This window comes from Streptomyces sp. NPDC051776, from assembly GCF_040681345.1.
Taxonomy (GTDB): Bacteria; Actinomycetota; Actinomycetes; order Streptomycetales; family Streptomycetaceae; genus Streptomyces.
The window spans coordinates 1-12,617 of record NZ_JBFAYQ010000008.1; the positions used below are offsets into that span (position 1 = coordinate 1).

A 12,617-nucleotide genomic window follows, 5' to 3' on the forward strand; every position below is an offset into this window, starting at 1 on the left:
GTGGCCACCACCGACTTCAACACCTCCACCGGCAACGACACCCACACCGTCGTCGCAGCCGACACCACCACCACAGTGGCCTCCTCACCCGACCCGACCGACTTCGGCGAAACCGTCACCATCACCGCCACGGTGACCGCGAACGCCCCTGGCTCGGGCACACCGGCGGGCACGGTCAACTTCTCCATCGACGGCGGACCCAACCAACCCGCAACCCTCGACGGCTCCGGCCAGGCATCCATCACCACCAGTGCACTGTCGGTCGGCACGCACAACATCGTCGCCACCTACGTGGCCACCACCGACTTCAACACCTCCACCGGCAACGACACCCACACCGTCGTCGCAGCCGACACCACCACCACAGTGGCCTCCTCACCCGACCCGACCGACTTCGGCGAGCTGGTCACCATCACCGCCACCGTCACCGCAAACGCACCCGGATCCGGCACACCGACCGGAACCGTCAACTTCTCCATCGACGGCGGACCCAACCAACCCGCAGCACTGAACGGTGCGGGCCAAGCCACCATCACCACCAACACCCTGACCGTCGGCACCCACAACATCGTCGCCACCTACGTGGCCACCACCGACTTCAACACCTCCACCGGCAACGACACCCACACCGTCGAAACCTCCGCCACGACAACCCTCGCCACCTCCTTCCCGGACCCGTCCGGGGCAGGAGCGGACGCCAACTTCATCGCCGTCGTGACCCCTGTGGCCCCAGGCGCGGGAGTGCCGACGGGGACCGTCAACTTCGTCATCACCGACGGCGTCACCACCGAGACTCCGTCCGGGACGTTGGACACCAACGGGGTCGTCGTCGTCACCACCGACACCCTGCCCGCCGGCAACTACATCGTGACCGCCACCTATGCCGGTGACGGCAACTACACAGGATCCAGCGACTCGGACACGCACGTCGTCGCGTAACCGCACGGCCACTGTGGTCCTGCTGCACAGCAGGACAGCGCCGGGCCGCCCCTGAAGGGGCGGCCCGGCGTTCGCGTGCCGTGGACGGGACGGCAACGCCCGCTAGGTCAGGCTGAACTGGGCCAGCGGCCGGGTCGTCGGCTGCTGCGAACCGCCCGCCGGCTCGACCGTGATGGCCATGCCGGTCGCGCCGTCAATCCGCCCCGCGAGGACCGCCTCCGTCTCCGCACCCGGCGGAATCAGCCCGGCGGAGCTGAACACGTTCGCCCGGGCGTACCAGAGCTGGTACACCTTGCCCCCCGGCAGCCGGGGCAGCCCGGCCGCGAAGAACGCCGCCCTGCCCACGTCGCGCGAGTAGACCACCGTGCCGCGCGAGCCCTCGCCGAGGGCCTGGGAGACGGACGCCGCGTCGGGCGCCGTCACGACCGCGGCCACCTGCTCGTTCCGCTGGGCGGTCTGCCGCGCCTCCTGCCTGGCCTGTTCGGCCTCCTGGTACTGCCAGACCGCGATCCCCCCGAAGGCCGCGGCGACCGCGAGGCAGGCCGCGAGCACCAGACGGGTAAGACGCCGGCGCCGGCGGTGCACGACAGCGGTGTGCCGCCCGGACGGGCTCTGCGGCGGCCCCTCCTGAGGGACCGTGGCGATCCGCCGCAGCACCTCCTCCCGCATGCGCGCGGGTACGGGTGCGGACGCGGCCAGGCCGAGCTGAGCGGCGGTGTCCCGCAGCTCTCGCACCTCCCGCGCACACGCGGGGCACTCCGCGAGGTGGCGCTCGAACTCCTCCCGTTCCCGGGGGTCCAGGGCGTCCAGGGCGTAGGCGCCGGTCAGGGTGTGGTCGCCGCTGCTCATGTCCGCCCGTCCAGACAGTCCCGAAGACGGATCAGCCCGTCACGCAGCCGGGACTTGACCGTGCCCAGCGGCGCATGCACCAGGTGGGCAACCTCCTGACAGGTCAGCCCCTGGTAGTAGGCGAGGGTGATCGCCTGACGCTGCACATCGGTCAGCGCGTGCAGACAGCGGCGTACCTGGTGGCGCTCCCATCGCGTCTCCACCGTCTCCGCCACGTCGTCGAGACCGCCGGTCAGGTCGCGTACGGCGGCCAGGTGTTCACGGTCCGCGGCCGACCGCTCCGAGCGCACCATGTCGACGGCCCGGTGGTGCGCCATCGTCATCACCCAGGTCGCGACCGTCCCCCGGTCCGGCTGGAAGCGTGCCGCCGTACGCCACACGTCCAGCATGACCTCTTGGGCGACGTCCTCGGCGAGCCCCGGGTCGCGCAGGATCCGGCGGGCCACGCCCAGGACGGGTCCGGCGAGGGCGTCGAAGACCTGCTCGTAGGCCCTCTCATCCCCGTTGGCCACTCGTCCGACCAGTTCGGCGAGGTCGGCCTCGCCGGTGGCGCTGGTGTGCGGTGCCGAGGCGCCGGTCACCGCCGTACGCCTTCGCGGCCTCCGGCGTCCGCCGGGGTGCTTGCCGCCGCCGGGGGCAGGGGCCGCACTGCCGGGGGCCCGGAATGGGCTGACAGGGGCTGGGGCCGGGCGCGAGGGGTCATCTCGTGTCTCCACGGAGGCGGTATCCGTTCCGAGTCTCCGCCACCGGTGCGGCCGCCGCATGTGCTCCGCACGGCCCGGGGGCCGTGCCGTGCGCCTCCGCACGACAGCGGCCCTGGTGAGGAACCCGCCGAAGCGCAGCCGTGGGCTCCGGTCAGCGCCCCTCGGCGACCGCACGGTCCGCTTCTTCCCGACGTGTGAACGCGAGGGTGGCGTGGGTGGTCTTCCCATACGCCTCCGGGGTGGCGTAGAGGCTGGTGGTGAGGCACGTGAGGAGGGGCCAGCCGAGGCCGCCGGTGCCGTCGACGAGGTCGGGCTGGCGGGGTACGGGCGTGGTGGGGCTGCCATCGCTGACGGCCACCTCCAGTGCGCCGGGGCTCGCGGTGAGCCGGAGCGTACGGGGGCCACCGGCGTGCCGGACGGCGTTGGTGACGAGTTCCGACACGATCAGCAGGGCATCGTCGCGGGCAGCGTCGGGCAGAGCGGGGCCGATGGTGTCGAGGAAGGCGTCTGCGGCCCGGCGGGCGGCGGCAGGGGCGTGCAGGTCCTCGGAGACCGGGATGGTGCAGCACCGGCACCGGAGGTCCGCGCCCGGGTGGGTGAGTGTGGCGGACATGGCAGTGACTGTTTCTGGGGGGGTGGCGGACGGGCGAGGTGGTGGCCCCGGTGGGGTCGCGTCGGTGCCGCGGTCCCGGGGTTCGAGGCAGGACGGGCCAGGCGAGGTGCTGGGCCCGGCGAGGTGCTGTGCCGGGACTGCACCGCGGCTGTGGCTGCACCGCGGCTGTGGCGGGGAGGGGAGGGCGAGGCCCGCACGGCGGCCTCGCCCTCCTTGAGGTCGGGCCCGGGGGTCGGCGATCAGCGATCAGCGGTTCTTGCACTCCCAGTGACCCTTGACCCAGTGCTTCTCCCAGTGACCCTTGATGTGCTTGGCCTCCCAGTGGCCCTTGTGGAGCTGGCCCTTGTGGAGCCAGTAGCCGTGGTGCCACTTGTGGTGCTTGTCGAACCAGCCCTTGTGGAACTGCTTCTCGTGGGCGCGGAACGTCTTGTGCCAGGTGTTCTCCCAGTGGGCCTTGACCCACTTCTTCTCCCAGTGGCCCTTCTGCCAGTGGCATGTCTTGCCGTGCTGGTGGTCCACGGTGACCTGGGCGGTCGCCGCCGTCGGCGCCGGGGCGGCGACGGCGGTGCCCGTGGCGCCGAGGGCGGCGCCGCCGGCCAGCAGCCCGGTCGCGGCACCGGCCGCGATCAGGCGGCGGGCACGTGTGGAGACGCTCATGCGTCACACCTCCTTCTCTCCGGTGACGGGCACACGGCCCGGTGAGAGACCGGCCTTCCCTGTGCGGTGGGCGAGCGGGGAACCGCCCCGGCCGTGTGCTGTGGTGACACCCGGGATTCGGCGCGGCCCGCCATCGGGATGGGGTAAATCGGTTAAAAGCCCCTTAAAGAAATTCATAGAAAGTCGGACATTGCGCCACTGCCGTATCGGGCGCATACTTCGGCCCCGCTCCCCCGCGGGCACTCCAGGGAACGGCTCGGCACCGTACGTCCGCGGGGCCGCTCACCCTCGGCTGCTTCGGCGGCTCGTCCCCGCACCCGCCGCACGGACGCTGCCCCCGGTCCCCGCCTCGGGCCGACGCCCCCGTCCCGCGCACGACTCCGGCGTACGCGGCACGGTCAGCGGATCTGACGGCGTACCAGCTCGTGGAACAGACCGCCCGTGTCGGCGAGCAGCCCGGCGGGCGCCCCCTGCTGAACGACCCGCCTCTCCGCCATGACGATGACGCGGTCGGCCTCCACGACGGTGGACAGTCGGTGGCGATGGCGATCCGGGTCGAGCGCAGCTTGCGCGGGCGCTGGTCACGGCGGCGAGTGACAACTGGTCCACCCGGCCACCCCTTGCCCATTCCCCTTGCCAGGTACGGCGGTTGACCCAACCGACAAAAACGCGCCAACTGCCGACCCTCAACGGGAAACCCGGCACGGCCCATGGCGGTGCGCCTCGTACCCGCCTGGCATGTGCAGGTTTCTCGACAAAGCAATTCGGTCCGCCCACCGCCGGAACAGGCAGGGGACGACCGCAGCAAAGAGGCGACGGAATACGGGACTCGGGTTTCGGCGCCGTTGGGGCGTCGCGACGCCGCGTGGAGGACCTGGCGGGCCGCCCGTCCCTGAAAGGACTCCACGAGACCGGCACGCGTTCCCCTGGTCCCGGTACTCCACCGGGTACGGCTCATGCGGCCGCCGGGCACGAAAGGGGGCATCACCGCTCGAGCGATGCGCCAACCGCCTGGGCAGTGGCGCGGCATCGCCACCCGCCATGAGAAGGCGGCCACGATCTAACCGGCCGGACTTCGCGTCCAGGGCAGCTTCCTCCGGTCGGCCGGATGATCCGAAAGAAGCCGCCCGTCGCACCATCCGCACGCGGCCCCGTGCCGGGACGCATCCCTGCGCAGTCGACTACGAGGAGCCAGCATGTCCAAGGAATTCGAGATCGTCCGGGAGTTCGAGGTGGACGCGAGCCCGGAGGAGGTCTGGGAAGCGATCACCACCGGCACCGCCGGGTGGCTGTGGCCGATCGAGTACGAGCCCCGCGAGGGCGGCGCCGCTCCGTTCGGCGGCGAGGTCACCGCCTGGGACCCACCGCATCGGCTCACCGGGCGCGTCGAGAGCCCGGACGACCCGAGCCAGACGTTGAACCAGCTCGACCACATCATCCAGCCGCGAGTCGGCGGCGGGTCCTGGGTGCGCTATGTGCACAGCGGCATCTTCGTCGACGACTGGGAGACCCGGTACGACGGCGCGGACCAGCACACCGACTTCTATCTGCACACCCTCCGCCAGTACCTGGAGCACTTCACCGGCCGGGCGGCGACGTACTCCTCCGCCGAGGGGCCCGAGGCGTCCAGCCGGGCCGGATCGTTCCAGGCCGTGGGACGCGCGCTCGGTCTGGCGGACGACGCGGCGGAGGGCGAGCGCGTACGGGTCGAGGTGCCAGGGACCGCGCCCTTCGATGCGGTCGTGGACTACCGCAACCGGCACTTCATCGGTCTGCGCAGCGACGACGCGCTGTACCGCTTCTTCGGCCGGGACGCCTTCGGCGCACCGGTGGGGGTCGCGGTGCACCGGTTCGGCGCGGGCGCGGACCAGAAGCAGACCGAGGCGGCCTGGCAGAGCTGGCTCACGGGCCTGTTCTCCTGAGCCCTCCTGCCCCCGACCGGCGGCGCGGTGGCGTGCCCGGCACCGGCCGGGCGCGCCGCCGGTCACGCAGGGGCGAGACCTGGGACACGGCCGATGCCCTCACGGAGTCGCCACGTCTCACCGGCTGTCCGTGCTCACGACCCGGCCGCGCCGTACGCCCCGGTCGTGGCACACGCCCCGGCACGGCGCGGCGTACACGACATGCGCTCCCGACGCGCAGGCTCCGGGCGCGCAGGCATCCCGGCGTCCGACTCCCGGACGCTCCGGCCCTCATGCCCTCCAGCCCTTCGGCCCTCCAGCCCTCCCGCCCTCCGGCCCTCCGGCCGGTGAGGCCCTCCGGAGCCCTCACGCTCCAGGGTGCCGGCGGTCGGCCACCAACCCCCGGGGCCGACCTGCTCGCCGCTCCCGCGTTGTCAGGTCCTTCCGTTCTCCCGGCAGAGCCGATGGGGGCGCAATTCCGGTCGGAGACAGAGAAAAGCGCGCATCGTCGGGTCGCCACATCGCGCACCCGCACTCCCCCTCGAACAAAAATTCCCTACTTCATCGAATACAGCAGGCCAAACCCCTTCCATCGTGATTCGAACATCGACCACAATGCCGAGTTCCCTCGCATGCACAATGGAAGGCCCGGGTAAACGATGCCCAAAGACCACGAGATGTCCCCGTCCGACGCCGAGCTCACGGCGCAGATAAGGACATCTCAGTCGTCCCAAGCGGTGGACGAGCTCTACCGGCGGCACAAGCCCGCCGTTCTCTCCTATGCACTGGCCTGCTGCCGCGATCCCCACACCGCCGAGGACCTGATGTCGGAGGCCTTCACCCGTACTCTCCAGGCCGTTCGGTCCGGCGGCGGTCCCGAGGCCGCCTGGCGTCCCTACCTGCTCACCGTCGTCCGCCGTACCGCCGCCGACTGGGCGGGGACGGAGCGGCGTACGGAGCTGTCCCCGGACTTCGAGCAGTGGCTCGAGCGCGGATCCCATGTCCCCGACGAGGAGAGCGGCGAGGAGCGCATACTCCGGCTCGAGGACAACAGCCTCGTACTGCGCGCGTTTCGTTCGCTGCCCGAGCGCTGGCAGGCCGTCCTCTGGTACACCGCGGTCGAGGAGGAGCCTTCGGCGAGGGTCGGGGTGCTGCTCGGCGTCAGCGCCAGTGGCGTCAACTCGCTCGCGTCACGCGCGAAGGAGGGGCTGCGCGAGGCGTATCTGACGGCGCACGTCGAGGGCGGCTCGGACACCGACGAGTGCCGCCACTACAGCTCGCTGCTGGGTGCGGCGGTGCGGCGCGTCGGCCGTCGTACGAACAAGGACCTGGAACGGCATCTGGCCTCGTGCGAGCGCTGCCGCGGCGCGCTCCTCGAGCTGACGTATCTCAACGAGCGGCTGGGCTCCGTCCTGCCCGCCGGCGTTCTGCTGTGGGGCGGCTCGGCCTATGTCGCGGCGCGCCTGGCCGAGGCGGGCGCGAGCGCGGGGGGCGCGCTTGCGCCCGGCGTCCTCCAGGGCAGCCTGCCGCACGACGGGGGTACGGGGCTGTGGACCTGGGCGAAGGGGGCTCCGCTCGCCTCGGGAGCGGTCGCCGGTTCGATCGTTGCGGCGGTCGGACTCGGCGTTCTGGTGACGCCCTGGGGCGGCGGCCGAGACGACCGCGAGGCACTCCCCTCTGTGGTCCAGCACGAACCGACGATGACGATCTTCGAGCCGCAGACGCCCGTGACCCTCACCGCCACACCCTCCGCGGGCACTTCGTCCGCCAAGCCCGAACGGAAGCCCCGCCCTGCCGGCAAGGCCCCGGCGGAACCGGGGGTGCCGAAGCCGGCTCCGAACGGGCTGACCCCGCTCCACCTGCGGGCCGACCAGAACCTCGGCAGCCCGCAGTCACCGTCGGGCTCGGTCCCCCTGTCCTCGCCCGAGGGCCGCAACTACGACGGGACGCCGCACGAACAGCTCACCTTCGTCGCCAACGGCGTCAGCGGCTCGTACGACGGGGGCTCCACCCGGTTCGACCTGTTCGTCGACGCGGGCGAGTACATCGCCAACGGACCGCAGATGCGCATCTCCTACGACCTGACGGGGAACGGCACGTGGGACCGTGTGGAGACCTATCGCTACTTCGAGACCGACGACGCCCCCGGGTACGAGCACTACACGGACTTCCGCGGGCTGAAGTCCTCGTCCGGGTCGCTCGGAGACATGGTGCAGGGGAAGATCAAGGTCGAGGTCTGGAGCGCCATCGGGCCGGGGTCCAACACCCTCGGCGTCGGTGACACCTCCCTGGTCTGGATCCCGTTCGGCTGACAGGCCCCCCGGTCGCCGGAAGACGGCCGTGGCCCCTTCACCACCGGGCCGTCGGGCCGGAGCGGACCGGCAGACCGGCAGACCGGCAGACCGTCCACCAGGAACCGGTACAACACCCCCGCGGGCGCGCCCCTTTTGCCGCGCCCGCGGGGGGTTACGGCATCCGAGGACCGTGATGGAATTTGCGCCGCGGGGCCCGATCCGTTCTCGTCCCGCCTCACAACTCCAGGTAAAGTATTGGCAAAGCAGCGGGACTGCTTTCACGGATAGCGCTCCTCCCTTGTGTCCGTCCGTAGTCACGACACACACCCGGGGGACCGATGACCCGAAGTGTCCGCGCGCACCGCCTCCTCGAGCGCTTTTCCGATGAGGAGTTCGAATTCCCACGGGACGGTTGCGCGACAGGCTTTCCCGCCACCCTCCCGTTCGGCCTCGCCGCATCGCGCCGTATTCCCTCCGGCCCGCTCCGCGTCGGCCACCTCCCGCCGAGCCGGGCCGAACGGCGGCGAGCCGTCCTCGGGCCCTCCCCCACCCCCGCCCCGGCCCGGGGTCCCGAGCCGTGCGCCGAGCCCAACCACTGCCCCTCCATACGCCGTTGGCGTGACCGCCCCAGTCCCCCGGGTCTCCACAAGGCCTGAGGGGAAGGTCCCTCGATGCATCTGTCGCCGGGCCCAAGGCCCAAGCACCGGCCCCTGTCCGACGCCGCGCTCACCAGCGCGGTGCGCGGTGGCCGCGTCGAGCTGTTCCGCTACCTCTACCGCCGCCACTACGCGGCCGTACAGGCGTACGCCTCCCAGTGCATGACCGGTCCCGTGCAGGCGCACGAGGTGACGTCCTTCGTCTTCGCGCAGCTCCTGCAACGCATCGTCTCCGGGGAGTCCTTCGCCGACGGCCGCCACCCGGGCTGTCTGCGGCGGCAGTTACTGGACGCCGTCCGCACGACCGCCATCGCGCACTCGCAGCGCGAGGAGGAAGCGCTGTCCCCGGACTTCCGCGCGTGGGTCGCGGCCGGGAGCGTGTGGCCGTGGGGCGAGGACGGCCAACTGGGCCTCGCCTTCCAGCGCCTCGGGCCGACCACCCAGTGCTTGCTCTGGCACTCGCTGGTGGACCGCGACGACGCCTCGCTGACGGCGCGCGTCACGGGACTGGCCCCGGCGACCGTGCCGGTCCGGAGCGAGGAGGCGCGCAGCGAGCTGCGGGAAGCCCGTACGCATCTGTACCTGGAGCGCATGGGTCCCCGCCATTGCGCGGACGCCGTCCGACGGTTGGCGTTGCAGGGCGGGCCGCCTGGAGACGGCAGTGGTGGCGCGTACCACTCCAGCTCCTGCCGCAGCTGCCACGGCGCCCTCAGCGATCTGGTGCGGCTCGACGCCCGACTCGACATCCAGTTGCCCGTACGGCTGCTGGGCTGGTGGCCGGGCGAGGCCTATCTGCGGGCAAAAGCGGCCATCCAGGTGCCGCTCAGCGATCCGCCGTTTCTGGCCCGGCTGCTGCGACTCGCCGGGCCGCAAGCGCCGTCGCGCGTCCGCCTCGGGCGACGGACCACCCCCGGAGCGGAGTCCGCGCGCCGGGGCCGGGGAGAGCCGGTCGCGCCGGTCGTGCGCACGACCTCCCGGCCCGCCTCCCGCACGGCTTCGCACCGGGCGTTCCAGCGGACCTCCCCGGGCCCGACCGCCGGTACCCATGAGGGAGTTCGCCGCTCCCCCGCCACGGTTGCGGTCGTGGGGTTCCTCGCCGGGATCGCCGTGGGGATCGCCGCTCTGTCCTCCTGCGGGCACCAGGACCGGTCGCACACGCGCTTGCCCGGCGACGTCTCGTCGGTGCCCGAGCCATCGGGCACCCCGGCGGACTCACCGGCGGACGCGCCGGCGGACGTCCCGGACACCGGGGCGCCCAGCGCGGACACGGCAACGCCCGGCGGATACGCGGTACGGCCCGGCTCGCACGCCATGACGCGCGGCATGAACTCCATGGCGCGCAGCGGGCACGGGACGGGTCCCGGCCGCGGGAACGCCGTGGCGCCCAACGGGCACACGACGCCCTGGCCCTCCATCCCCTGGACCGGCCGCACCCCAGGGCCCCACCACGCGCCGGCCCCCCGGCCGGACGCCGGTGCCGACAGCCGGAGCAGCGACCTCGCCGCGTTGCCCACGGCCGCCGCCACTGCACCCGCCCGCCACCGGCACACCCGGCGCGGACGGGACGACGACTCCTTCCTGGCGCGCCCGGACGACGCGTCAGGTTCGACTGCCGATGAGTCAGGCACGCGGCGCCGGCGCGGCGCGGTGTGGGGTACGCGCGGGCGGGCCCCCTCCCATGACGTGCGGAACTCAACTACCTCCCTCTCGTTGAAGAGCCGCGGTACCCCGGATGTGATCGCCATGTACGTCAGCACCGCCGACAGCCTCACCCTCCGGGAACCCCGGGAACCCCGGGAACCCGGCGGGCTCCGGGAGACACGGGGACACCGGGAGACACGGGACCACCGCACCCCCGCGTCCCCGATGTCCACCGGCCCGGCAATCCCCGTGGACGACAGGACCTGGGCACTGGCGCACGAGCCGCAGTCCGTCGGCGCCGCGCGCCGCCTCACCCGCTCGGTGCTGGACGTATGGCGGGTGGTCGGGGACGCGGCCGAGACAGTGGTGCTGGTGGTCTCCGAGCTGGTGACCAACGCGGTCGAGCACGCGCATCCGCCCGTCGTCCTCCACCTCCATCGCGACGCGGGTAGCCGGGTGTGGGTGGGAATCACCGATGGCGGGCCGGCCGCCACCGAGGGGCCCTGGACGTCGAGTTGTGCGCCCGACGAGCACGGGCGCGGAATGGGCATCGTCGACGCCGTCGCCGCGGCGTACGGCTTCGCGACCCACCCAGACGGTGGCGTGACCCATTGGGCGCGCCTCCCCCGGACGACCTGATACCCCGAGACCCGCCCGGCAGTCCCTCACGAGAGGTTCCACCACCACCGACTCCGCAAGGTTTCCGATCCGTTGGGGCCCCCGCACCGCGGGCCCGACCCTCCGCCGCCCACAGCGAACGCCGCCGCCCAGCCGCCCGGGGGCGGTGGCGTTCTCCTGCCCGCCTCCGGCTCCACGAGGAGTCCTGGCCACGGCAGGGGGTCGTGGCCAGGACCGCTGCCCCGGCCGTGGACCGCACTCCGGCACGTCCGGAGCAGAGGTTCGACAAGGGACCAACCGGGCGACTACGCGCGTCCGGCACGGCTTTTGACTCCCCCTCGGCCGCGAATCGAGAAATCGGCGGGCGGCTCAACACACGTCGCACACAAGGCAATTCGCCTCCCCGGCCCGCGACGAAAAGCAAGAACCTTCAACCAATGCATATGCCACGGTTACCTCATCACGTCCCGCTACCCGCGGTGCGCGCGCTTCCTGCAATACCTGAACTGCATGAATGTGGAACCAGATATTCGCGCTTACCCGTGTCGACGGGACTTCATGATGAGTAGGGTATGCCCCGCCGCGCGGCGATCTCCGGAGGGGAAGCGACGGCATTCGGCGTAGGGGAATCCGAGGGTGGTCGTGCCCGGGGTTCGGGAGGGCATCGTGACTACTGGCACGTTCGAGGGACAGTACGTGTGGCACCCGGCGGCCGACGATCGCCTGCTCGCCCGCGCCTGCATGGACGTACGGGCCGGGCGGTACCTCAGCGCACGTGAGATCCTCGAGGAGAGCCGCGGGGACTTCGACGTGCGGGCCCACCGTTCCCTGGTGCTGGCGTCCGAAGCAGCAGACTCGGATCTCACGGAGCGCTGGCTGGCGGAGGAACCGGGCCCGGAGGCAGCGCTGTTGTGGGCCCGCGTGGCGATGCTCCGGGCGTTACGGATGGCCGCCACCGGCGACCCGCGTGAAGGCACGCTGGTGCGGATGGCGCAGGTGGCCTGCGAACGGGCCGCCGAGCAGCTGCCGGACGACCCCACCCCGTGGGTGGCCCTTCTGGCCCTGGCCCGGGCCCTCGACTACCACGACCCAGCGCCCGAAGGCCTGCTGACCTCACCGCCCGGGCCCTGGCGCCTGTTCTCGCACATCCTTCGATTCGCCCCCTGGCACCGTGAGGCCCACCACCGGTTCCTGGCGTTCTTCTTCACCCGCAACGGCGGTTCGGCGAGCGCGCGTTGGGACGTAGCCACCTTTCTCAGCCAGCGGGCTCCCGCCTCCTCTCCGCTTCGCCTCCTGCCGCTGGTGGCCCTGGTCGAGGACTACGACCCGTCGGCGCTGCTGGCGGACCGCACCTGGGAACAGCCCCAGTGGCGCTCCACGTCCCTGGGCATCTCGCGCAACTGGCTGCCCTCGGTGGACGGTTACCGCTTCACCCCCGTGCTCGACCTCGCCTACCTGGCACACGCGCTCTTCATGGCGAAGTGCGAATTCGAGGCACGCGAGGCGTTCACGGCCATGGGCCCGTACGCCTCGCGCATGCCCTGGAGCGTCTTCGGCGAGCCCGAGGAGCAGTTGACCCGGGCGAGACGCATGTGCGGGCTGCCGATCCCCGGTGGCTGACGCAGAGCGGCCGCGTGGGCCACGGCCGAGGTCACCCGCGGGGTGGGCCGGGCGCGCGGGCCCTGCCGGACGAGCGGACCGGTTCGCGGGCGGAGCGCGCGCCCACGGTTCCCCCGCCGTCCTAG

At 72.1% G+C, this 12,617-nt stretch carries 10 protein-coding genes; 5 read left to right on the top strand and 5 right to left on the bottom strand.

The annotated features are described in order from the left end of the window. A partial coding sequence (locus tag AB0M26_RS08995; protein ID WP_365256881.1) for an Ig-like domain-containing protein occupies positions 1–939 on the top strand: 939 nt, incomplete at its 5' end. 102 nt (positions 940–1,041) lie between these two features. Here AB0M26_RS08995 and AB0M26_RS09000 read toward each other — a convergent pair. From AB0M26_RS09000 to AB0M26_RS09020, 5 genes are all read right to left on the bottom strand, one after another. Beyond that, a complete protein-coding gene (locus AB0M26_RS09000) occupies positions 1,042–1,788 on the bottom strand; it encodes an anti-sigma factor (protein WP_365256884.1) in 747 nt (248 codons plus the stop codon). Continuing rightward, positions 1,785–2,369: an ECF RNA polymerase sigma factor SigK gene (sigK, locus tag AB0M26_RS09005; protein WP_365256887.1), complete on the bottom strand. Its 585-nt coding sequence runs from the start codon at positions 2,367–2,369 to the stop codon at positions 1,785–1,787. The genes AB0M26_RS09000 and sigK overlap by 4 nt, the downstream gene beginning before the upstream one ends. Positions 2,370–2,643: 274 nt before the next feature. Beyond that, entirely contained in the window at positions 2,644–3,105 is a 462-nt protein-coding gene (locus tag AB0M26_RS09010; protein WP_365256890.1) for an ATP-binding protein, read from the bottom strand. 246 nt (positions 3,106–3,351) lie between these two features. Beyond that, entirely contained in the window at positions 3,352–3,762 is a 411-nt protein-coding gene (locus AB0M26_RS09015) for a hypothetical protein (protein WP_365256893.1), read from the bottom strand. A 398-nt stretch (positions 3,763–4,160) separates the two neighbouring features. Further along, positions 4,161–4,283: a hypothetical protein gene (locus AB0M26_RS09020; protein WP_365256896.1), complete on the bottom strand. Its 123-nt coding sequence runs from the start codon at positions 4,281–4,283 to the stop codon at positions 4,161–4,163. 675 nt (positions 4,284–4,958) lie between these two features. On the opposite strand from AB0M26_RS09020, the gene AB0M26_RS09025 reads away from it, so the two are divergent. The 4 genes from AB0M26_RS09025 to AB0M26_RS09040 all read left to right on the top strand — a co-directional run bounded on the left by AB0M26_RS09025 (position 4,959) and on the right by AB0M26_RS09040 (position 12,492). After that, complete coding sequence (locus AB0M26_RS09025; protein ID WP_365256899.1) at positions 4,959–5,684, top strand: SRPBCC domain-containing protein; 726 nt, start codon at positions 4,959–4,961, stop codon at positions 5,682–5,684. Between the two features lie 638 nt (positions 5,685–6,322). Continuing rightward, on the top strand, positions 6,323–7,975 hold the full coding sequence (locus AB0M26_RS09030; RefSeq protein WP_365256902.1) for a sigma-70 family RNA polymerase sigma factor: 1,653 nt from the start codon (positions 6,323–6,325) through the stop codon (positions 7,973–7,975). 653 nt (positions 7,976–8,628) lie between these two features. Next, positions 8,629–10,893 (top strand): ATP-binding protein, encoded by a 2,265-nt coding sequence (locus AB0M26_RS09035; RefSeq protein ID WP_365256904.1) that lies wholly within the window; start codon positions 8,629–8,631, stop codon positions 10,891–10,893. A gap of 645 nt (positions 10,894–11,538) precedes the next feature. Then, on the top strand, positions 11,539–12,492 hold the full coding sequence (locus tag AB0M26_RS09040; RefSeq protein ID WP_365256906.1) for a hypothetical protein: 954 nt from the start codon (positions 11,539–11,541) through the stop codon (positions 12,490–12,492). Positions 12,493–12,617 lie beyond the last annotated feature (125 nt).

Excerpts from the sequence above, each read along its gene's own strand:
- AB0M26_RS09000 (WP_365256884.1), bottom strand. The coding sequence starts at position 1,788 with ATGAGCAGCGGCGACCACACCCTGACCGGCGCCTACGCCCTGGACGCC.
- AB0M26_RS09010 (WP_365256890.1), bottom strand. The coding sequence starts at position 3,105 with ATGTCCGCCACACTCACCCACCCGGGCGCGGACCTCCGGTGCCGGTGC.
- AB0M26_RS09015 (WP_365256893.1), bottom strand. The coding sequence starts at position 3,762 with ATGAGCGTCTCCACACGTGCCCGCCGCCTGATCGCGGCCGGTGCCGCG.
- AB0M26_RS09025 (WP_365256899.1), top strand. The coding sequence starts at position 4,959 with ATGTCCAAGGAATTCGAGATCGTCCGGGAGTTCGAGGTGGACGCGAGC.
- AB0M26_RS09030 (WP_365256902.1), top strand. The coding sequence starts at position 6,323 with ATGCCCAAAGACCACGAGATGTCCCCGTCCGACGCCGAGCTCACGGCG.
- AB0M26_RS09035 (WP_365256904.1), top strand. The coding sequence starts at position 8,629 with ATGCATCTGTCGCCGGGCCCAAGGCCCAAGCACCGGCCCCTGTCCGAC.